Genomic DNA, 22626 nt, shown 5'->3' with positions numbered 1-22626 from the left:
AGGTCTTCCGCATGCTTATCGAGTGCGGAGATGACGTAGCTTATCCGTAATTAACATCATTTTAAAACATATTATCACATTTAAATCGTTATAATGTTATCCACATTATTGTGATGATATCAGAACGGTGTTACGTCCTCCGTGTCTCGGCCCGCTATCGGGCGTGTCTTGAAGACATCTGCATGGAGATTGCCAGTAAATGAATTCCGTTTCCCCCACTTCCAACGTGCTGCAACTGTCTCTTCTTCGGGAGCAGGGCGAATGACGATGGCAGGAAATTTTGCACCGCTGGTTCTGGCTGGCGATAGTGACCGTGTAGATACGCAGGCGGCTGGCGATTATCTTGATGCCTGGGCAGGTCAGGATGGCTTGCGTCTTGCAACGAGCAACGTAATTAAGGCCATTCTCGCAGGTTCAGGTCGTCTTGCCGGTCGCATCGCGCGCGGTTCGCTTCCTGGCGATCCGGGCAAGCTCGTAGGCGTCAATAGTGATCAGGATCAGCAGAAGAGCATTGATGTTGGTTCGCACAATCTCTTCGTTGAATTGCTGATCGCGGCAGGTGCTGCATCGGTTCTCTCCGAGGAGGCCGACCTCCCGGTTCCGGGTAAGGCTGATGGTCTGGTTGCCGTTGCAATCGACCCGCTCGATGGTTCCGGCAATGTGGGCCTCGGCGCGCCGCTTGGCACCATTTTCTCGATTTTCCCGGCGGATACGGCAGAGCCATTCCTTCAGCCCGGCAATCGCCAGCTGGCAGCAGGCTATGTGTCGTTCGGCAACTCGATCGATCTCGCCTTCTCGGTCGGCGAAGGCGTACTTTTTGCAACGCTTGATCCGGTGAACGGCATTTTCCAGATCACCCGCAAGAACGTTATGCTGCCTGAGCGTACATCCGATCTCGCCTATAACGCATCCGTTTATCGTCATCTTTCGGCTGGCATGAAGGCCTATGTCGATGATTGCTACAACGGCAAAGACGGCCCGCGCGGACGCAATTTCAATATGCGCTGGTTGGGTGCGGCTGTCGGCGACATGCATCGCATCATGCAGCGCGGCGGTATCTTCTTCTACGTGGACGATGCACGTCCGGGCTACGAAAAGGGCCGTCTGCGCCTTGTTTATGAAGCCAATCCGATTGCGTTCCTCAGCCAGCAGGCTGGCGGCAAGGCAACCAACGGTTCTACGCCGATCCTCGATATCGTCCCCGAAACCTATCACGAGCGCAGCGCGCTGGTGTTTGGCGTCGCGGAAGAGGTCGATGTTCTCGGTGAGTATTACGCGCGTTCGCAAAGCTAGAGCATTTAATGCTCTAGCTGATCGTTTTTACGCGCATCTTGTTCCGAAAACCGCTTCGCACTTTTCGGGATGCGCTCTAATTAGAAGGAAACTCAGATGGCGCGTATTACGCTGCGGCAATTGCTCGACCACGCTGCTGAACACAGCTATGGCGTTCCGGCATTCAACATCAACAATATGGAACAGGCGCTCGCCATTATGGAAGCGGCTGATGCGACCAACGCGCCGGTGATCCTGCAGGCTTCGCGCGGTGCGCGTTCCTATGCGAACGATATCATGCTGCGCCATATGATGGATGCGGTCACCGAAATCTATCCGCATATTCCTGTTTGCGTGCATCTTGATCACGGCAATGAAGCTGCCACTTGCATGACCGCAATTCAGGCAGGCTTTACGTCTGTCATGATGGACGGTTCGCTCAAGGCTGACGGAAAAACCCCTGCTGACTGGGATTATAACGTCTCGGTTACCCGTCAGGTCAGTGAAATGTCTCATCTTGGCGGCATTTCTGTTGAAGGTGAGCTTGGTGTTCTCGGTTCGCTCGAAACCGGTATGGGTGAGGCGGAAGACGGTCATGGTGCGGAAGGTCAGCTCTCGCATGACCAGCTTCTGACAGACCCGGATGAAGCCGTGAAATTCGTTCGCGAAACCAAGGTCGATGCGCTGGCAATCGCCATGGGCACATCGCATGGCGCTTACAAATTCAGCCGCAAGCCTGATGGTTCAGTGCTGGCGATGAATGTGATCGAAGAAATCCATCGCAAGCTGCCAAACACGCATCTTGTCATGCATGGGTCGTCTTCGGTGCCGGAAGATTTGCAGGAAATCATCAACAAGTATGGCGGCAAGATGAAGCCAACCTGGGGTGTGCCTGTTGAAGAAATCCAGCGCGGCATCAAGCATGGCGTGCGCAAGATCAACATCGATACCGATAACCGTATGGCGCTGACGGGTCAGATCCGCCGCGTGTTGCAGGAAGATCCAAGCGAGTTCGATCCGCGCAAATATCTCAAGCCTGCAATGGCTGCGATGACCAAGCTTTGCAAGGATCGTTTCGAGCAGTTCGGTACTGCTGGCCATGCTTCGACGATCCGTCCGATCCCGCTGTCGGATATGGCAAAGCGTTATCGCGATGGTTCGCTGGATCCGAAGTTCAGCTAAAATAGTCTAGCTTCAACACAAAAAAAGCGGCGGGAAAACCCGCCGCTTTTTGTGTTTTTGGAGCATCGCCTTGTCCAAAAAGTCTGTCAACTTTTTGGGGCTCTGCTTAGACAATCAGCACTTGTTGTACTTGGCGTCGACTTCGTTGATCGCGTCGACATTGCCAGCCGAACGGCCATTTTCGTCAAACGTCTGTGCGAGGAACGCATCAGCAATGGTCTTTGCAACTTCCGAACCGATGACGCGTGCGCCCATGGTGATGATCTGCGCGTTGTTGGAGAGTGCTGCACGTTCTGCCGAATAGGTGTCGTGCGTCAGTGCTGCGCGGATACCCGGAATCTTGTTGGCGGCAATGCACACGCCGATGCCAGTGCCGCAAACCAGAATGGCGCGGTCATAGGTGCCGTCGAGAACGGCGGATGCAACACGGTCCGAGAGGTTTGCGTAGAATGTATCTGCGCCAGCGTCCGTGCGGGAGATTTCGGACACTTCAAAACGATCCTTCAGATAATCTGCAAGAACCTTGGCCAGACCTTCACCGGCGCTGTCGCCTGCTACTGCTACTTTCATGGGGTAACTCCTTTAATTAGCCTGAATTTTCTTGGCGCATTTGGCCAGAATGTCGAGATAGCCTTCCACGTTCCATGCCGAACGACCGATAAACAGGCCATCGATATGCGGGCAGGCAATGAGTTCTTCACAGTTGCCGGGATTGACCGAGCCGCCATAGAGGCAAGGCACGCGACGGCCAAGAATGCCTTCGGCAACAGCAATAATTTCGGCCTGACGGTCATCGGCATAATCTGCCGAGGCTGGAATACCGTTTTCACCAATTGCCCATACCGGCTCATAGGCAAACAGGATTTCGGCCTTTTTCTGCTCGTCAGAAAGCTTGGAAAGTGCACCACGGACTTCTTCTGCCAGCACTTCTGCTGCGCGTCCGCTTTCGCGGTCTTCCAGCGTTTCGCCAATGCAGATAAGCGGGATCAGGCCGTTGCGAACGGCTGCTTCAACCTTGAGACCAACGGTTTCATTGGTTTCACCAAAATGTTCGCGACGCTCGGAATGGCCGAGTTCAACGATATCGAGATTGCAATCTTTGAGCATCAGTGGCGAAATTTCGCCGGTCCATGCACCCTGATCAGCCCAGTGCATGTTCTGCGCGCCGACCTTCACGGACGTATCTGCCAGAATATCTTTGACTTCACGAACATAGGTAAAGGGTGGAATGACAAAGCGCTGAATGTCTGCCGAACGGTCAGCATCGGCGTCCTTCAGTGCGTTCGCGAAAACGCGTGCTTCCGCAAGCGTCTTGTTCATTTTCCAGCTCGTACCTACCCAGAATTTCGACATGCTCGAATGTTCTCTCTTGTTATGTAAATGCGATTGCGCAGAACCTATTCTGCAATTGTCAGTTTGATGCCTGCCGGCTCAAGTTCGGCCACAAGTGAATCACCCGGTGATTTATCCGTGATGATGGCATCAAAGTCGCCAAGGTCGGCCATTACATGCAAGGCCGTGCGGCGGAAACGCTGGTGGTTGACCAAAAGGCATGTGCGGGTTGCCGACGCGGTCATGGCGCGCTTGGTACGGACGACGTTTTCATCCATGTGATAGACGAGACGTCCATTGACCGCAGGCGCGGAAATGAAGGCAATATCTGCGCTGAGTTTTGATAGGGCCTCCTCGGTCAGCAAGCCAAAGAACGCATTGAACTTTGCCGAGAATACGCCGCCGAGCGCGATCAGGTTGATGCCGCCTTCGCCCTTGAGATTTTCGATGATAACCGCATTGTTGGTGATCACCGTCAGCGGACGCTTTTCAACCAGCATGCTGCCGAGAACCGCAGCGGTGGAGCCGTCATTGATCATCACGGTCATGCCGGGCTCAATGAGCTCGAGAGCTGCGCGGCCCATCTCGATCTTGGCTTCATTGTCTTGTTGGACACGAAAACGGAAATCGCTTTCAAACTGAGAACCCGCATCCATAGTCGCGCCACCACGCACTTTGCGCAGCACACCGGATTCTTCAAGCGAATCCAGATCGCGATGGATGGTCATCTTGGAAACTGCAAAACGCTCGGAAAGATCATCGAGATCGACCGCATGATTTTCAATCAGCAGATTGATGATCGCCTGTCTTCGTTCGTCGCGTTTCACGGAATTTCCGATCCCAGAGCATGTTTGTTTATTGCACAAACTTAAATCACAAAATCACAAAACAATCCATATAAAATGTGATTTTGTGATATTTTGTTGATCGATGCTGTTTTTACTGCAATAGCGCCTTTGCGGTGCGTTCATCGGTGATCAGCCCGTAAAGGCGACCGCTTTTGAGGACTGCGCGGATAGCGTCGGCTTTGGAAAGACCGCCCGCAAGTCCGATGATACGGCTCATATCGGCATTTTCCACCGATGCCGCGATGGTGCGAGCCGTCAGGCCAGTTTCAAGCCGCGTGCCGTTGATATCGAAGAAATGCCCAAGCATTTCACCGACGGCACCGCGCACCGCGATCTCTTCCATTTCGGAGAGGTCGATCACACCGGATGTGACGAGCTGCGCGTGTGCGTCGACTGTGCCGATACCGACGATTTTCAGCTCCGCGCGGCACCCCATTTCAAAGACGCTGGTGACACCCTTTTGCGCCAGCAGCACTTCGCGATCTTCAGCCGTGTTGGCAAAGAAAGGCACCGGCATCACATAAGCGGGCCTGCCTGTCTTCTCGGCAATGCGATGCATCACATCATGTGGGTTGGCAGCGAAATTTCGTGTCAGACCACCGAGCAGCGATACAAACTGCAAATCCTTGGCCGCCACGCGCGGCATGTGATTGACGGCTGCTGAAAGCGTGCGGCCATGGCCAAGGCCGATCACTTCATGATCGCCATGCTCGATTTCGCGGCGCAGAAATTCTGCACCAGCATTACCTAGGGATAGGAGCGGTAAGGCTTCTTCGCCGAGATCAGGTGCTACCTCGCAATATTCGAGATTATATTGTTCGGCGAGCTGGTTTTCGAGGTTGATGCATTCGGTGATATCACCGTCGATTGTTACCTTAACCGCACCGTCTGCGACCGCCTTGGCAATGAGGCGGTGGGCTTTCACGGAAGGTATTCCGAGCCGTTTTGCAACCGCTGACTGGGTCATACCAGCAATGAAATGGAGCCAGGCTGCACGAAGGGCTAAGGAATCGTCTGAATCTGCCATTTTCGCGCTGCCTGCTCCCGATTCTTTATTCTTTTCTTGAGGTTATATTTTCAAGTCGCGTGCACCCGTGTCAATGTGCGGTGCCCAGAAGGCCACACTTTCCGCAATTTGCGGAATAACTTCACGGTCGTTTGGCTCGCGTTCCTTGAACGACAGCTCAAGGCAGATTTCATTGTCCACAGCACCGCCTTCGGCGAACGCCTTGAGCAGCGGCTCGGGCTGAATACGGCCTTTTGCATTGAAGGCTGCCGTGAAAGGACGATGACCACCCTTATCCATAAGGCTCTGCTTAATGTGGATGATCGGTGAGACCTTCGGCACGGCACGCGCCCATGCATACGGATCGAAATCGTCCGGGTTCGACGAGGTCACATCGCCATGGTCGATGTCGGCCATCATCCACATGGGGATTGCCATATTGGCAGCCGTGAGGCGATCCTGAAGCTTGATGCTCTCAGCAATTGTGTCGCCAAATTCGCGGCCAATGCTCATTGGTTCCCAGAAGACATATTCCAGACCTGCGCCGCTCGCATGTTCGGCAACTTCTGCCCAGCAGTCGATAGCGATCTTGATAAGATCTTCGCGGCGTTCAGGATTGTCAAAATCCTTATAGGTGAAAATCGCAAACTGTGTGCCGACCGACTTGCCGCCGAGATCGCCGATTATATCGGCAAATGTCTTGAACCAGTCGATGTAATAGCGGCGCACTTCCGCATCCGGGTGGCCGAAATGGTTGAGACGACCATAAGGGCCAGTCATGCCAGAGGTCACGCGGACGCCTGTACGCTGCAAAGCCTTGTCCATATCGCGCGTCAGGCGACGAATGGTGGAAGCCTGCCAGCTCGGATTGATGAACTCGTGCGTGAGCTGCAGATCGCGCAGGCGCAGGTCGCGCGCAACGGTCTCGATCAGATCATCCGGCTCTGCAAAGCGGTTCACAAGCGGATTGGTGTTCAGCGAAAGCGTAAGGGCCATGATAACCTCAAGCAGAAACTTTAGCGTTGTCGAACCATGCAATGAATGCGGCCCGTTCGGCTTCGGTCAGGTGCAGATAGTGCTTGGTGCGGCGATAGAGGATATCATTTGCCGTCTTCGCCCATTCTTTCGACACGAGATAGCGGACTTCAGCCTCATAGAGATTGCCGCCGAAATGCTGTCCAAGACCGTTAAGATCAGATGCACCTGCAACTACGTCTTTGGTCCGCGCACCATAGAGACGACCATAATGCAGAGCCAGTTTGCGTGGCATCCATGGGTAGCTGTCACGCAGGCTGTTTGCAAAAGTCTCAAAGTCGGCATTGGCGATTTCGCCGCCCGGCAATGGTGCATCATGCGTCCAGTCTCCGCCCATACTCGGGAAGATGTGCTTGAGACGATGCATACCGCGTTCTGCGAGCTCGCGGAATGTGGTGATCTTGCCGCCAAACACGTTGAGGAGAGGGGCGTCGCTGGTCTCATCCAGATCGAAAACATAGTCGCGGGTAACAGCCGATGGGTTGCCCTTGCCGTCATCGAACAGCGGACGCACGCCGGAGAAGCTGTGCAGCACGTCTTCGCGACGCAGCTTTTCTTTGAAATAGCGGTTTACTGCGGTGAGCAGGTAATCGATTTCTTTCTCATCCGCGCTGACGTCTTCGGCGCGGCCTTCATAAGCGATATCGGTGGTGCCGATGAGCGCCTTATCGCCTTCATAGGGATTAATGAAGATCACGCGCTTGTCGTGGTTCTGAACCAGATAGGCATTCGCACCCGACCAGAACTTTGGCACGATGATATGGCTGCCCTTGACCAGACGCACATTGCGTGAAGAGTTTGATCCAGCGACATTGGTGATAACGTCAGTCACCCATGGGCCTGCGCAATTGACGATGCAACGCGCGCGGAAGCTGCGCACTTCGCCGGTATCGCGGTTTTTGGTTTCAACAATCCAGCCGCCTTTTTCGCGACGCGCAGATGTAACCGGCGTGCGGGTCAGAATGGTCGCGCCTTTTTCAGCGGCACCAACAGCATTCAGAACGACGAGGCGAGCGTCATCCACCCAGCAATCGGAATACTCGAAGCCCTTGGTATATTGATCGAGAATCGGCGTGCCTTCCGGGTCGCGCTTCAGATCAAGCGTGCGGGTGCCGGGTAGTTTCTTGCGACCGCCGAGATGGTCGTAGAGGAACAGGCCAAGACGCACGAGCCATGCCGGGCGATCCTGCGGGCTGTGTGGCAGAACAAAACGCATCGGCCAGATGATATGCGGTGCGGCGTTCAACAGAACTTCGCGCTCGATCAAAGCTTCGCGCACAAGACGGAATTCGTAATATTCGAGGTAACGCAAGCCGCCATGCACAAGTTTACCGGAGCGCGACGAGGTGCCTTCCGCGAGATCGTCTTTTTCCGCCAGCACAACCTTGAGGCCGCGCCCAGCCGCATCGCGAGCAACGCCCGCACCATTGATACCGCCGCCAATCACAAACAGATCGCAGGTTTCCGGTTCAGCCATTTCATGCTCCTTCGGATGCCGGAATTCCGGCAAAATAATATGTCATCTCAGCCGACTGTCGAATTACCGATCAGCTGCAAGTTTGTCCCAGATTGGCGCCAGCGCCAGTCGGGCGTCCTTATAAGCGCCGAACAGTTCCGTGTAGCGCTGTGCCTGCACGGCGTCGGGTGCTTCACCGGCTCCCAGCAAAGGCGCGACCCATTCGGCGATGCAATCATCCATGTTTGGATAAGCGCCAATTGCGACTGCGGCCATCATTGCAGCACCTGCAGCACCTGCTTCTTCACGCGAGGAAACACGAACCGGCGCATTGACGGCTGCCGAAAGCGTGCTGCGAAGCGCATGCGAACGTGCCGCACCACCTGTGATGCGTAGTTCCGCTGGCATTCCGCCCATGGCGGCGTAGCAATCGCGTGTTGCCATGCCGAGCCCTTCAACGACCGAGCGCACCAGTTCGGGGAAACGGTCGCGGCTTGAAAGGCCGATAAAGCCTGCACGCGCAAAAGCGTTGACGAACGGTCCGCGTTCTCCAGCCTCGGAGATATAAGGATGATAAAGCAACGCACCGGGGCGGCTTGCATTGAACCATTCATCAAGGCGGGGGATCAGGTCGCTCAGCGAGACTTTTTTGTCTGCGGTCGACATGAGATCGGCGGCAATCTGCAAAATCCAGTCAATATTGATCGTCGCACCCATATTGGTCTGAACCTGCGTGACGATACCCGGGATTGGCAGGGCAATAACGTAACCTGTGCCTTCTGCATTCAGGTGAATGTCGGAAACAGGCTTTGCGCGCATATGCACGCCGGTCGATCCGATAGTCGAGCAGCCCGCATCCGCGGTGCCGCAATAAACGCCAGCGCCAAGCGCCGTCATCACCATATCGACATAGCCAAGGCTCACCGGCGTTCCAGCCAGAAGACCTGTGGCAGTTGCTGCTTCGGGGGATAGCGGATGCTGCGTCAGAGTGCCGTCCACGATTTCGGGCAACAGACCACGGCGCTTTTTAAGGCCGAGCGCTTCAATAACCACATCGTCATACTGACGGTTGCGGAAGTTGCCGAATGTGAAACTGGCTTCCGAGGGGTCTGTGGCGCGGACGCCGGTGAGATTGAGATAAAGCCAGTCCTTGCAGTGCAGGGCGACTTCGGCATTATCGAGCAGTTCCGGTACGAAACTGTCCATATGCGCCATCTGTGTACCTTGCTGGCAGGTATTGAGGCCGGTGCCGGTCGCTTCAAAGCGCGCACGGTTCATCGGGCCTGCAGCAAGCTTCGTAACTGTATTGGCAGCGCGGGCATCAAGCCAGATCCAAGCATCGCCGACCGGCTTATTATCGCGTCCGACAAGCCATGTGCCATCACCCTGACCGGTGACGGAAATGGCGGCGGTGCGAGCGCTCAGGCCAGGGACTTTTTCTGACAGGCCGCGCAATGCACTTACACAATCTTCCCATGTCTGGGACAAAGACTGAGTCGCGGCACCATGTTCTCCGGTTTCGTATGTATTGCGGACAGCCGCCGATTCCAGTTGACGACCGCTAAGATCGAACGCCACTGCCTTGACGACGGATGTGCCCGCGTCGATACCGATGATTATATCACCCTTACCACGCATGACTGAAATACGCTTTCCCAAAGTGCTCATTCAGGGACATTTGGATTCCTCCCGCGACTATAATTCTGTCGCTCGCGGCTCTTGTTTTAATGAAAAAGAGCGATTGCGTATGATCGAGATAACATAACGATATCGAGCTGTCTGTAAAATTTTCGTTGATAAGCATTTTTTTTCACCAAAAGGTGATTGTAGCGAGATTCCTGAACCTCAGCCTCAGTCATTCTCATAGGATTTAGTCGATACAATGACACTGACTATAGGGTGCTGGGAAATTATATCATTGTTTTTAAAGAAATAATTTAGATATTTCTAGCCTGAGCGATGTTCTGCGGAAACAAGCTTGTCCCACAGTGTCCATCATCGAAGGCTATCTTTTGATACTGAATTTCCCGGCGGTATTGTGAGTTTTTGGCCCGCAATTGTATGAAACGGGGCGAGTTTCAAAAACAGCTGATTGACAGATATTGGTGTTTATAACATGATTATTGAAGTTGATAACATGCCGCTATCATAGCATATGGTCGCGGCGCATCTGTTTCCATGCTGCGCGGAGGGTCGGAGCCAGGGAACTATGTGGAGGATCGTTATGATTAAATTTCTCACTCCCATGGCCGCCTGTGCGAAAATCCGTTTAGCCGTCGCTAGCCGGTGCGTTATCGCAGGTGCAGTCTAGTAGCGGTGTAAATCCAGCCGCGTAATCCGTTTTTTTACAACGACAATCCGGCAGAATTTGCTGAAGGCGTTTGATTATGAGTACACAAGCTAATCAAGTTTCACAGAAGCCAGCCAGGCTGAACCGTGCAGTCCTTTGGAGTGTGGTCGCTGCGGTGTTGGTTGTCGGTGCGATTGGATTTGACACCAAGGTCGTGAAGATCGGTTCTGATGCCGATGTGCGCCAGCAGGTCTTCTCCCCTGAAGCCTATGGTGCTGCTGAGTTTCCGAAGGTCAAGGCAAGCGTTGAAGAGCGCGCCGCGGAAGCGGTCGAAGTTGGCACCGCACTTGTTGCCGACAAGGATGCCGCTGGCAAGAAATATGGTGTAGGTAGTGTGAACCCGGTTATCCCGGTCAAGTTCACTGGCACTGTTGAAGAGCGTAAGTCGAATTATAATGTCATCAAGGTCGATGGTTTCCCTGAAGGCATGGCAATCCGCGTCCAGACTGGTCCGGCGGTAAACGGCACCGATCTGCGCGATGCGACCGGCACAATTGAATTTGGCCAGTTCAAGAATCAGATCGAATTCCAGAATGCCGGCTCTGCACTCAATAATGAGATGAAGAAGCAGGTTCTCGAGGGTGTTGACGTCAACAATCTCGTTGGCAAGACGGTTTCAGTGACTGGCGTTTTCAAGCTGGTCAATCCGAAGAACTGGCTGGTTACGCCAGTGGGGCTTGAAGTAAAATGAGCCCTGACAGAAAGACAATTGAAGGCAAGCACGGCGAAGTCGTTCTTTCCGCACATGATGTTGCCAAGGCTTATGGGCGTATCAATGCGCTCAAGGGCGTGAACTTCGAAATCCGTCGCGGTCAGGTCACCACGCTTTTTGGCGAAAACGGCGCTGGCAAGTCGACACTGATGAAGGTTCTGTCGGGTGTCATCCAGCCGACTTCTGGCACGATTGTTCTCGATGGTGAGCCGGTTGTGTTCAACTCTTCAACCGAAGCACGCGACCGTGGTATTTCGATCATCCATCAGGAACTGAGTCTCGCGCCCAATATGAATGTGCGTGACAACATCTTCATGGGACGCGAAATTCGCGGTGCAACGGGCGTCAATTTTGCAGAAGAAGAACGCCTGACCCGCGAACTTCTGGCAGAACTCGAAGAAGACATCGATCCGCTGACCCCGGTTGAAGAGCTTCGCCTTGGTCAACAGCAGGTTGTCGAAATCGCGCGTGCGCTTTCGGTCAATTCCCGTATTCTGATCATGGATGAGCCGACTTCAGCGCTAAGCGCTTCGGAAGTGGAAGTGCTGTTCAAGGTCATCCGTGATCTGACAGCGCGTGGCGTGGCGATTGTTTACATTTCCCATCATCTCGAAGAAGCCCTGCAGATCACCGATCATGCCGTGGTTCTGCGCGATGGTGCAATGACCGCTTATGCACCGCGTGCTGAGATTGATCTGGAATGGATCGTTCGCAACATGGTCGGCGAAAACTTCGATCTTGGTTCGCCTCCTACCGGTTACGAATGGGGAGATGTCGCGCTTTCCGTGGAAGGTCTGACGGTTCAGGACAAGTCCGGTGATTTTGCGCTTGTCGATAATATGTCGCTGAATGTGCGTGCCGGTGAGATCGTTTGTATTTACGGTCTGATGGGTGCAGGTCGTACCGAACTTCTTGAAACGGTTGCAGGTCGCCTCAAGGCCAATTCGGGCAGCATTCTGCTTGAAGGCAGGGATGTGGCAGGCCTCACGATTGCTCAGCGCATTGATCAGGGTCTGGTTCTGGTGCCGGAAGACCGTCAGCGTGATGGTCTTGTGCAGACGATGACGGTTGGCCGCAATCTTTCGCTGGCAAGCATTGGCGAAATGACGAAAGGCCTTTTCACCTCGACGAAGCGTGAAAAGAACATCGTCGATCAGTCGATCAGGAATGTTCACATCAAGACGGATGGTGGCGAAGCCGCAATCGGTTCGCTGTCTGGCGGCAACCAGCAGAAGGTCGTTATCGGCAAGATGCTGGCGACTGAGCCGAAGGTTATCCTTCTGGATGAACCAAGCCGCGGTATCGATATTGGCGCCAAGGCAGAAGTGTTCAAGCTACTGGCCGAAAAGGCCAAGGACGGGCTTGCAGTCGTTTATACGACATCCGAAGTCGGCGAATGCCTCAGCATCGCTCATCGTATCATCGTTATGCACCGTGGACGCATCTCGGCCGAATTCGGCTCCGATGTCTCCAAGGAAAAGATCATGGCCGCCTCGGGCGAATCTATGGTCGGCCATTAAATAGTTATGGAGCACTGATAGAATGTCAGTCACGACTACAAAAGAAAAAGCGGCTCCGAATGGAGCGAAGCGGAAAACCAGCATCGTGCATTTGCTGCTCGAAGGTCGTGCTTTTTTTGCGCTGATCGCGATCATCGCAGCCTTCTCGTTCCTTTCGCCTTATTACTTTACCGTCAATAACTTCCTCATCATGTCATCGCATGTGGCCATTTTCGGCTTGCTGGCGATTGGTATGCTGCTGGTTATTCTCAATGGCGGTATTGATCTTTCGGTCGGTTCTACACTTGGTCTTGCGGGCGTTGTCGCTGGCTTCCTTATGCAAGGCGTCAATATTCCGGAGCTGGGCGTCATCCTTTATTTCCCGGTTTGGGCGGTTGTCCTCATCACCTGTGCACTGGGCGCATTTGTTGGTGCAGTGAACGGCGTTTTGATCGCTTATCTGCGTGTTCCAGCCTTCGTGGCGACGCTCGGTGTGCTTTATTGCGCGCGTGGTGTCGCACTTCTGATGACCAATGGTCTGACCTACAACAATCTCGGTGGTCGTCCGGAACTCGGCAATACCGGCTTTGAATGGCTCGGCTTCAACACGCTTTTTGGTGTGCCGATTGGCGTTCTCGTGCTTGCTGTTCTCGCCATCATCGTAGCAGTCGTGCTCAACCGCACCGCATTTGGCCGCTGGCTCTATGCTTCGGGTGGCAATGAACGTGCAGCCGAACTTTCCGGTGTTCCAGTCAAGCGCGTGCAGATTTCGGTCTATGTGATTTCGGGCATTTGTGCGGCAATCGCTGGTCTGGTTCTGTCCTCGCAGCTGACTTCGGCTGGTCCGACCGCAGGCACAACTTACGAGCTGACGGCAATTGCCGCTGTTGTGATCGGCGGTGCAGCACTGACGGGTGGTCGCGGTACAATTCTGGGCACGCTTCTGGGCGCCTTCGTTATCGGTTTCCTCTCCGATGGCCTCGTGATCATTGGCGTATCGTCCTACTGGCAGACTGTATTTACCGGTGCGGTTATCGTGCTCGCAGTTCTGCTCAACAGCATTCAATATTCCCGGCGTTGATAATTACGGCTCCGCTCACCGTTCCGGGCGGAGCCGGTTCTTCGGGGGTATCGAAAGGTTCCAAGACGGCGATATCAGTTTGAAATCTCGCCCACTGGAAATGGTAACGCCGGGCAACCGGCATAACTCAACGATAATATTTACGGGAGTGAGACATGTTTAAGAAGGGTATGCGCGTTCTGTTTGCTGCTGCTGCAGCATTGCCGCTTATCGCGAGCACCGCATGGGCTGAAGGTCTGATCTCAATCGTGGTCAACGATCCTTCCAACCCATACTGGTACACCGAAGGCGAAATCGCCAAGAAGACCGCTGAAGGCCTCGGCTATTCGGCTGTTGTTGGCGGTCACAAGGGCGACACCAACACCGAAAGCAACCTGATCGACACAGCGATCACCAACAAGTCGGTTGCGATCATTCTCGACCCGGCAAATGCTGACGGTTCGGTCGGTGCAGTCAAGCGCGCTGTCGCAGCCGGCATTCCAGTGTTCCTCGTGAATGCTGAAATCAACCAGGAAGGCCTTGCCAAGGCGCAGCTCGTTTCCAACAACGCACAGGGTGCTGCACTTGGTGCAACGCAGTGGGTTGAGAGCGTTGGTGAAGAAGGCAAGTATGTTGAACTGTTCGGTTCGCCATCGGACAACAATGCTGCCACTCGTTCGAACGGCTATGAAACCGTTCTTTCGCAGTACCCAGACCTCGTAAAGGCTGGTCAGGACGTTGCCAACTGGAACCGTACTCAGGGCCACGACAAGATGCAGGCTTTGCTTCAGGCAAACCCGGACATCATCGGCGTTATCTCCGGTAACGACGAAATGGCTCTCGGTGCAATTGCTGCTCTGAAGAAGGCTGGCAAGCTCGATAAGGTCAAGGTTGGTGGTTTCGACGGTTCGCCGGACGCAGTTGCTGCGATCAAGGCTGGTGAACTTCAGTACACCGTTCTGCAGCCAGTTGCGATCTTCTCGGAAGCTGCTGTCAAGCAGGCCGACAACTTCATCAAGACCGGCAAGACCGGCGTTGACCAGGAAAAGCAGCTTTTCGATTGCTTCCTGATCACCAAGGACAATGTTGACAAGTACACTGCTCCGTTCGTTCTCGAACAGTAAGAACTGTGTGGATGGGGCGCGGATCCAATTCCGTGCCCCATCCAATTTTTCGTACCGATGCTATGAATCGGAACCGGTCAATAAATTGAGCGGGCTGGGGGCGAGTGATAGGCATGGTTACAAGCAATAAAGCAAGCATTGAAAACCTGATGACGGAGCAGGTGCCGAACGATAGTCGGCATGCACGTCAATTGGTTCGCCGCCAGCAAATTGCTGAAATGATTATGTCCGAAGGATCGGTAAGGATCGAGGATCTCACCGAGCGTTTCGGCATCAGCCTGATGACTGCGCACAGAGATGTTGACGAACTCGTCAGTCGCGGTCTGTTTCGCAAGGCGCGCGGCGTTGTTTCCGCAGCACCGACAAGTCTCATTGAAGCGAGCGACCTTTATCGCGTCGCACGCCAGTCCGAAGAGAAAAAGCGCATTGCCGAAGCGGCAATGCAGTTCGTAGAGCCGGGCCAGGCCATCTTCTTCGACGATTCTACAACCGTTCTCCAGATGGTGCCTTATCTTCCGGGCAAGGGGCCGCTGACTGCCATTACCAATTCGCTGATCCTGATGAATGAAGTGCGCGATATGAAAGATGTCACGCTGCTCGGTCTCGGTGGACAGCTTTATAACTGGTGCAATGCCTTTGTCGGTGGCATGACGATCCATGAAATCCGTCGCCTGCGGGCCGATGTGGCGTTCATTTCGATTGCTGCCATTACCGACGATCTGTTGTTTCACCAGTCGCCGGAAATGGTCGAAACCAAACGCGCCATGCTTGATTGCGCTGCAAAGCGCGTGCTGCTTGTCGATCACTCAAAGTTTGAGCGCCGGGCACTGCATAATTTCGGCGCGCTGAGTGATTTCGATGTTGTCGTTGTCGATGACAAGACGCCGCATGAACATATCGAACGCATGCAGTCGCAGAACATCAATGTGGTTATCGCCAGTTCTGGCGGAACAAGAGAATAAGCCTCAGTACTTCATCGCATACATATCAGGAAATACGATCCATGCCGTCTCTGTTGGGAATTGATAGCGGACTGACCGTCACCAAGGCCGTAATATTCGACGTTGATGGAACGACGCTTGCCGTTGCCCGCCGCCGCGTACCGCAATATTTTCCAAAAGCTCGTCATGTTGAGCGCGATATGGATGAATTCTGGAATGCGACTGCGGATGCAATTGTCGAAGCACTCGCAAAAAGCGGACGCCCTGCCTCTGATATTCTCGCCATTGCCACAACCGCGCACGGCGACGGTATCTACATGCTCGATAAGGATCGCCACCCGCTCGGCAAAGGCATTCTGTCGCTCGATAGCCGTGCCGTTGACGTGGCCGAACGCTGGGTGAGCAGCCCTGTTGCAGATCAGTCGATTGCTATCACCGGTCAGTTACCACACGCTTCGGCTCCCTCCGCTATTCTGGCCTGGGTCAAGGAAAACGAGCCGGAACGCTATGGGCGCATCGGTCATGTGATTGCCTGCAAGGACTGGCTGCGCTTCTGCCTGACGGGCGAAGTCGGCACTGACCGCACTGAGGCATCGACATCTTTCACTGATTACAAAACGCAAGACTATTCCAAAGACGCACTCAAGCTTTTTGGCCTCGAAGCACTTTGGGATGCGTTGCCTCCAATGTCGCGCTCGGATGAAATCGTTGGAGGGGTCTCTCAGGAATGCGCGAGCCGAACCGGCCTTGTTGCTGGAACGCCCGTTGTTGGCGGCTTGCATGATGTGACGGCCTCGGCGCTCGGTGTTGGCGGTCTTAAGATTGGTACAGTTGCGGTCGTGGCTGGCACCTATTCGATCAATGAAACGCTGTCATCCAAGCCCAACGTCGATAAGAGCTGGTTCTGCCGCAATGGCATTGCACCGGGCGAATGGAACAACATGTCCATTTCGCCTGCTTCCACCGCAAATTACGACTGGTTCCTCGATAAGCTCTGCCCGGCGGAACGTCGTGAAGCTGAAGAAACCGGCCGCTCGATCCATGACATGCTGCGCCCGGAAATTGATGCCGCACTGGCCAAGCCTTCGACAGCGCTATTCCATCCTTATCTGTTCGGCTCGCCTTACGGTGCCATGGCGAGTGGTGCGTTCTTCGGTCTTCGCGGCTGGCAGGAACGTGGTGATATGCTGCGCGCAGTCTGGGAAGGCATTGCCTTCAATCATCGCATCCACGTCGACCATCTGAAAGACGGCTTTGAAATTTCTGCAGCGCGCCTGACTGGTGGCGTTTCGCGCAGCCCATCATTCGCGCAGATGTTTGCAAATGTTTTGGGTATGCCGGTCACAGTGACCGAAACGGATGAAGCGGCAGCATGGGGCGCCGCACTTTGTGCGGGCAAGGGTGCAGGTGTTTTCTCTGACGTTTACAGCGACCCGCGCGATCTTGATGCGATTGGCCGAACTTATGTTCCGGATTCCGCACGCAGCGAGCAATATGAAAAGCGTTATGCGCTGTTCAGGGAAATTGCCGCTGCGATGGGGCCAATCTGGCCGAAAATTGACGCGCTTACAGATTGAAATACAGCGAAGACAGTGAAATGAACGATTTCGTAAACAGTGCCCATATGAAGAACCGCATCAGCCAGCTCGAAACTGATGGTGTTGACGTGCTCATTCTGGGGGCGGGCATCAACGGCGCGGGCCTTTATCGTGATCTGAGTGAGCAGGGCGTGAGCTGTTTCATCGTCGATAAAGGCGATTTTGGCTCCGGCACGAGTGCGGCCCCGTCGCGCCTTATTCACGGCGGTCTCAAATATCTCGAAACCGGTGAATTTGGCCTCGTGGCGCAATCGACGGTCGAGCGCAATATCCTGCTGAAAAACGCGCCGCATAATGTCCAGCCGCTACCGACCTTCATCCCGGTTTTCTCGTGGACCAAGGGTATTCCCGCAGCGCTTCGTACCCTGTTCGGCTCAACGACCGCACCACGCAGCCGTGGTGCCGTGCTGATCAAAATCGGCCTCGGGCTTTACGATTATTTTGGTGCGCGTGAACGCGTGATGCCAAAGCATAATTTTCTCTTCAAGAAGAGTGCCTTGAAGGAAATGCCTTATATGACACCGTCTATCGTTGGTGGTGGCATTTATTATGATGCATGGGTGAGTAAGCCAGAACGTCTGGTTTATGAGCTTATCAGTGATGGCCTGAAGGCTAACCCGAAAAGTGCAGCAGCCAATTTCACGGCAATTGTTGCAGCCAACGACGGCGCAGTAAGCTTTGAAGGGCCGGATGGCGCGACTTTCTCGGTTAAGCCGAAGATCGTTATCAATGCGGCTGGTCCGTGGATCGATCATGTCAATGCGGCGCTTGGTAAAGAAACCAAGATGATCGGCGGCACCAAGGGGTCGCATATCCTCATTGATCATCCCGAGCTGGTGAAGAGCCTGAAGGGCCGGATGATTTATTTCGAGGCGGATGATGGTCGTATCTGTCTTGTCTATGATTATCATGGTCTGGCGCTGGTCGGTTCGACGGATATTCCGGCAAACAATCCGGATGAGGTTTTCGCGGAAGACAAGGAAATCGATTATTTCATTGAAAGCCTGCGTTCGCTGCTGCCGAAGCTGAAGTTCGATCGCAGCCAGATCGTTTACACCTATAGCGGCATTCGTCCGCTGCCTGCGTCCAATGCGTCGGAACCGGGGCTGATCAGCCGCGATCATTCCGCACCGGTTATTGAGCCGGATACAGGCCGTCCGTTCCCGATCATTTCGCTGGTTGGCGGCAAGTGGACCACGTTCCGTGGCTTTGCGGAAGAAGTGGCAGATACGGTGCTCAAGCGGTTTGGCCGCGAGCGTCTCAAATCAACGCGCACTTTGACCATCGGTGGCGGCAAGGACTACCCGGCCGATGACCGCGCACGCGCCGCTTGGGTGGCGAAACACGCCAAAGAAACCGGGCTTGGTGCTGAACGAGTCGAGACACTTTTGCAGCGTTATGGCACGACGGCCTTGCCGATCATTCAGGATGAGGCAAAGGTTGGTACTACACTTCTGCCCGATACGGACAGCGTCAGTCGAGCGGAAATTGCGTGGATTGCGCGCAATGAGCTTGTCGTGCATCTCTCCGACGTGGTTCTGCGGCGCACGACGCTGGCGATTGACGGCGCGCTGTCGAGTGCCAATCTTGTGGCAATTGCCGATATTCTTGCAGTGGAGTTTGGCTGGGATGCTGCTCGGAAGGCGCAGGAGCTGGAATTGGTAATTGCCGAACTTGGCAAGCGCCACGGCATGAAGCTCGGAAATACTCCAGCGAAACGGCGCTAACGCATTCAAATCAAATTGATAAACGCCGGTGATTGGAGCGCTGATCTGATTGAACCAGATTAGCGCTCTAATCATTTGTTTTAACGCGCATCTTTGTCCGAAAACCGTTTCACACTTTTCGGGATGCGCTCTAGATCGGCGTTTTGCTATTTCTTTGCCATGTCATGGCGCTATCTTATGTTCGGACAGGAGAACGCTATGGAAATCAAAAGAAATGGATCTGTGCCATCCGGTGTTGGCCCGGCAGACTGGTTCACGGGCAAGGTTCGCATCGATCCTTTGTTTTCGCCCAATGATGCGCGGCGTGCTGCAGCTGCAACAGTGACATTTGAGCCGGGTGCTCGTACTGCATGGCATACACATCCGCTTGGTCAGACACTGATTGTGACCTTTGGACTTGGCCTTGTTCAGCGCGAAGGTGGCCCGATTGAAGAAATCCGCCCCGGCGATGTCGTCTGGTTTGAGCCAAATGAAAAGCATTGGCATGGTGCGTCACCCAAAAATGCGATGACTCATATTGCCATTCAGGAGCAGCTCGACGGTAAAGTCGTCGACTGGATGGAGCATGTGACGGACGCTCAATATCCGAGTGTCTAAATGAAAAAACGGGCCATTGGCCCGTTTTTTAGCTCATGCTCAACTGAACGCATAAGGTGGCAAAGTTATTGTCTTGCCACTTGCAATGACCACATCCTGTTCATGTGGTGTAATATTGACGAGCCAGACCTTTTCTTCGACAGCCATTGCTAAAACGTCCGATGGACGTGAAGACTGACACAGCCTGAAGTTTTTCCCGGCAAGCTGTGCAAGCACTTTTACAGCATTGAACAAAGGACGCTTGTTACCGATAGCGACCGGTTCATTATCGCCCGCAATGAGTCCGAAAGGTCCGGTGAGGGCTGAAAGCGTAAGGCTGTCGAGACCAGCATTCAGCACCGATATGGCATAGGCCAATGCGAAGCTTTCCGCGAACTTCCCATTATGGCGCGGATCGCGATTGGCCATCGCAATCCGCTTGCCATTCGGGTTTTCCATCGTCCTGCTGCCATAAGGGTTCTGGCGCATGGGGATGGTCGACGGCCCGATGCGATAGGGCTTGTCGCCGTAGATAGCCCGCACCGAACGGGTAATGAAAGGCAGCGCCTCCAGTGTTTGCATAACGCTCAGATCATCAGCGGCATGAACAATTGGATTGGTGCAATGGGTGACGAAATCAATAAGCTCGCCCGGAACGCGCTTGCGATTAAGTTCGGTGAAATAGCTCAGCATTCCGCCGCCAAGCCGCGCATTCGGGAAGGCTGCTCTTGCTGCCGCATAGACATCTTCGAGCGGGGGGCAGGGTGGCCATTCGCTGCCGGGCGGTGTTGACTGCCGGTCTATAGCCGGTGAAACAATGATTGAATCCGGGGTAAAACCAGCCGCCTTCATGTCAGAAGCGATGGTCTTCGTCTCATCAATGAGCGGCTTCTCGCAAGGCAATGCAATTTCGAGCGAAACGCGCCCACTATGCTTCGCAGCCAAGGCTGCAAAATCGGCAAAGGCTGAACCTTTGTGCCCTGCCAGCGGATCGTAATGAAACAACAAATCCTGCGGGCCAATTTCCTGCAACAGATCAATTGCAGCAAGGCTTGCTTTGGCTTCTTCCGGTGTGATGATAATGCCGATACTCGGCATTCTGCCGCTTACATCACCAAGCGAGATGCTCACTGGCTCCGCAATCGTGCCCGCTTGTGATGCTGCTTTGCGCGTGTCGTGAATATTAAGCACGATGCGCTGATGCTGGGGTTTTTTGGCTTCGATCTGGTAAGGCCATGGCAAAGCCAGCGGACGTACATAGGTCTTGTAAGATGCATCGGACCAGTTGCGCTGATCTTCCATCTCAAACGTATCGCCTTCCATGCGACATTCGGCCGTAACGCCGGGCATGGCCTCATGAGTGATCGCGCGCATGTCCTTGAAAGGCTGCCACGGTTCGATCAGATCGGGCAGGCGGGTGTTCTTGAGTGTACCGTCTACATGCTCGACGCTCACAGGTGCGCCTGCAACGCCGACGATTGGATGCAGGATGCAAAAGCCGCAACGGTTGGTTTCAAAGCCTGTCGTTGTATTCGCTACGGCATCGAAAGTGAGCGTGCCGCCAATCTCTGCCTGAATGCGAACATCAATGATGAGTTGGGTCACATCCGGGCCTTCGCAACGTGCCTGATAGGTGACGATAAAGCCGCTGTCGTTTTGCTCGACATTCAGATTATGGATTTCCGGGTTATAGGTTCCCCAGTCGCGATCCCGCACCAGATAGGAAACAGCGCGCAGAACCTCGACGCCATCGTATTTGATGGTTCGTAGATTGCCATCGCTTAAATCCAGGCCAAGCAAGCCCGCTTTTAGATGCGTCGGTCGAGCTTCGGCTTCACGCGTTCCATAGAGCAGGAAGGGATCGACGCTGCTCATTTGAGCAGCGCCGTAATGTCGATGCGTTTGCCGCTTCCGGCACTGTCATAGGCGGCTTCGACAAGCGCGAAAGTCTTGAGATTATCCGCACCTGATGTCGAGGTTTCTTCGCGAGTTTCCAGCTTGTCCACCCAATGCTGCTGAATGGCAAAGACGCTTTCCTGAATATTGTGCCATGGACGTGAGGCCCATGAGAGCAGTTTTGGCGAAACATCGGAAACCGTCGTGCCGTTCGGCGTAATCACTTCAAGGCGATAACCCTGATAAAGACGGATAGAGCCTTCGGTGCCATCAATTTCAACGAGTGTTTCCGGGAAAGGATCGGTTTCGAGCTTGGTGGCATAGCTTACGTCAACAATAGAAGCAGCACCATTTTCATGGTCCATGAGAATGGTCGCTACATCTTCACCTTTGATCTTCGGGTTGACGCGCTTTGTGCGAGCAACAAGGCTGGTCACATCGCCCAGAATGAAGCGCGCAATATCAAGCGTATGAATGCCTAAATCTTCGATGATGAAGCGCTCGCCTTCTGCAAGATAAGGCTGGCCGGAAAAAACGTCAAAGCCCGAGCGGAAGGAGAAACGTCCCCAGAATGGTGTGCCGATGACGCCGCTATCGAGCGCTTTACGCACGGCCTGAATAGGCGTCTGCCAGCGGAAGTTTTCATGCACCATGAGCGGGATGCCTGCTTCATCGCAGACCTTCACCATGGCCTTTGCATCATCAAGCGTCTTGGCAAAGGGCTTCTGGCAGATTGCTGGCACCTTGTGGGCGGCAGCAAGTTCCACCAGAGCACGATGGCTTGAAACTGTGGTGGCGATATCGACAAAGTCGATGCCGCCATTGGCGAATAGCGCATTTGCATCTGTGTAGCGGCGTTCGATGCCGAACTGATCGCCGACAATCTTCAGCCGCTCAGGGTCGCGGTCGCAGATCGCCACAATCTCGGCACCTGAAACATCATTCCATGCATGCATCTGATTGATTGCGAAGAAACCACAACCGATGAGAGCGCCATTCAATTCTGCCATTT

The 22626-nt window shown here is 54.1% G+C and carries 19 protein-coding genes; 10 read left to right on the top strand and 9 right to left on the bottom strand.

The features are described 5' to 3' along the window. Positions 1-261: 261 nt before the first annotated feature. Both C9380_RS16745 and fba read left to right on the top strand, forming a co-directional pair. On the top strand, positions 262-1293 hold the full coding sequence (locus C9380_RS16745) for a class 1 fructose-bisphosphatase (RefSeq protein WP_111786323.1): 1032 nt from the start codon (positions 262-264) through the stop codon (positions 1291-1293). Positions 1294-1389: 96 nt separating this feature from the next. Further along, complete coding sequence (fba, locus tag C9380_RS16740; protein WP_024900142.1) at positions 1390-2454, top strand: class II fructose-bisphosphate aldolase; 1065 nt, start codon at positions 1390-1392, stop codon at positions 2452-2454. A 114-nt stretch (positions 2455-2568) separates the two neighbouring features. Here the strand turns inward: fba and derI are convergent, their stop codons facing one another. The 7 genes from derI to C9380_RS16705 all read right to left on the bottom strand — a co-directional run bounded on the left by derI (position 2569) and on the right by C9380_RS16705 (position 9769). Further along, positions 2569-3024: a D-erythrulose-4-phosphate isomerase gene (gene derI / locus C9380_RS16735; protein ID WP_128094091.1), complete on the bottom strand. Its 456-nt coding sequence runs from the start codon at positions 3022-3024 to the stop codon at positions 2569-2571. A gap of 12 nt (positions 3025-3036) precedes the next feature. After that, positions 3037-3807, bottom strand: coding sequence for a triose-phosphate isomerase (locus C9380_RS16730; RefSeq protein WP_128094090.1), 771 nt, complete (start codon positions 3805-3807; stop codon positions 3037-3039). 44 nt (positions 3808-3851) lie between these two features. Continuing rightward, positions 3852-4613 (bottom strand): DeoR/GlpR family DNA-binding transcription regulator, encoded by a 762-nt coding sequence (locus C9380_RS16725; RefSeq protein ID WP_024900145.1) that lies wholly within the window; start codon positions 4611-4613, stop codon positions 3852-3854. Between the two features lie 112 nt (positions 4614-4725). After that, on the bottom strand, positions 4726-5661 hold the full coding sequence (locus tag C9380_RS16720) for a sugar-binding transcriptional regulator (protein ID WP_024900146.1): 936 nt from the start codon (positions 5659-5661) through the stop codon (positions 4726-4728). 42 nt (positions 5662-5703) lie between these two features. Then, entirely contained in the window at positions 5704-6636 is a 933-nt protein-coding gene (locus C9380_RS16715) for a TIM barrel protein (RefSeq protein WP_128094089.1), read from the bottom strand. A gap of 7 nt (positions 6637-6643) precedes the next feature. Further along, positions 6644-8152, bottom strand: a complete 1509-nt coding sequence (locus C9380_RS16710; RefSeq protein ID WP_128094088.1) for a glycerol-3-phosphate dehydrogenase — start codon at positions 8150-8152, stop codon at positions 6644-6646. A gap of 63 nt (positions 8153-8215) precedes the next feature. Further along, positions 8216-9769 carry an FGGY-family carbohydrate kinase gene (locus C9380_RS16705; RefSeq protein ID WP_128094457.1) on the bottom strand — a complete coding sequence of 518 codons (1554 nt, stop codon included), beginning with the start codon at positions 9767-9769 and terminating at the stop codon, positions 8216-8218. A gap of 749 nt (positions 9770-10518) precedes the next feature. Here C9380_RS16705 and C9380_RS16700 point away from each other — a divergent pair. From C9380_RS16700 to C9380_RS16665, 8 genes are all read left to right on the top strand, one after another. Then, the gene (locus tag C9380_RS16700; protein WP_128094087.1) at positions 10519-11172 is read left to right on the top strand and encodes a DUF2291 family protein; all 654 of its coding nucleotides are present in this window, start codon (positions 10519-10521) and stop codon (positions 11170-11172) included. Then, complete coding sequence (locus C9380_RS16695) at positions 11169-12713, top strand: sugar ABC transporter ATP-binding protein (protein WP_024900151.1); 1545 nt, start codon at positions 11169-11171, stop codon at positions 12711-12713. Before C9380_RS16700 ends, C9380_RS16695 begins: the two co-directional genes overlap by 4 nt. 22 nt (positions 12714-12735) lie before the next feature. Continuing rightward, complete coding sequence (locus tag C9380_RS16690) at positions 12736-13773, top strand: ABC transporter permease (protein WP_128094086.1); 1038 nt, start codon at positions 12736-12738, stop codon at positions 13771-13773. Between the two features lie 155 nt (positions 13774-13928). Further along, positions 13929-14876: a D-ribose ABC transporter substrate-binding protein gene (locus C9380_RS16685; protein WP_100557271.1), complete on the top strand. Its 948-nt coding sequence runs from the start codon at positions 13929-13931 to the stop codon at positions 14874-14876. Between the two features lie 113 nt (positions 14877-14989). After that, complete coding sequence (locus tag C9380_RS16680; protein ID WP_128094085.1) at positions 14990-15838, top strand: DeoR/GlpR family DNA-binding transcription regulator; 849 nt, start codon at positions 14990-14992, stop codon at positions 15836-15838. A gap of 41 nt (positions 15839-15879) precedes the next feature. After that, positions 15880-17394 carry an FGGY-family carbohydrate kinase gene (locus C9380_RS16675; RefSeq protein WP_128094084.1) on the top strand — a complete coding sequence of 505 codons (1515 nt, stop codon included), beginning with the start codon at positions 15880-15882 and terminating at the stop codon, positions 17392-17394. A 20-nt stretch (positions 17395-17414) separates the two neighbouring features. Then, entirely contained in the window at positions 17415-19142 is a 1728-nt protein-coding gene (locus C9380_RS16670; protein WP_128094083.1) for a glycerol-3-phosphate dehydrogenase/oxidase, read from the top strand. A 198-nt stretch (positions 19143-19340) separates the two neighbouring features. Further along, positions 19341-19739, top strand: coding sequence for a (R)-mandelonitrile lyase (locus tag C9380_RS16665; RefSeq protein ID WP_024900156.1), 399 nt, complete (start codon positions 19341-19343; stop codon positions 19737-19739). A gap of 39 nt (positions 19740-19778) precedes the next feature. Here C9380_RS16665 and apnL read toward each other — a convergent pair whose 3' ends face one another. Further along, on the bottom strand, positions 19779-21593 hold the full coding sequence (gene apnL / locus C9380_RS16660; protein ID WP_128094082.1) for a D-apionate lactonase: 1815 nt from the start codon (positions 21591-21593) through the stop codon (positions 19779-19781). Beyond that, positions 21590-22624 carry a Gfo/Idh/MocA family protein gene (locus tag C9380_RS16655; RefSeq protein ID WP_128094081.1) on the bottom strand — a complete coding sequence of 345 codons (1035 nt, stop codon included), beginning with the start codon at positions 22622-22624 and terminating at the stop codon, positions 21590-21592. Before C9380_RS16655 ends, apnL begins: the two co-directional genes overlap by 4 nt. Positions 22625-22626 lie beyond the last annotated feature (2 nt).

The organism is Brucella pituitosa (assembly GCF_003049685.1).
In the GTDB taxonomy this organism is placed as follows: domain Bacteria; phylum Pseudomonadota; class Alphaproteobacteria; order Rhizobiales; family Rhizobiaceae; genus Brucella; species Brucella pituitosa.
Note: the sequence above shows the minus strand (reverse complement) of the source record. Positions and strands in the feature narration are given on the sequence as shown.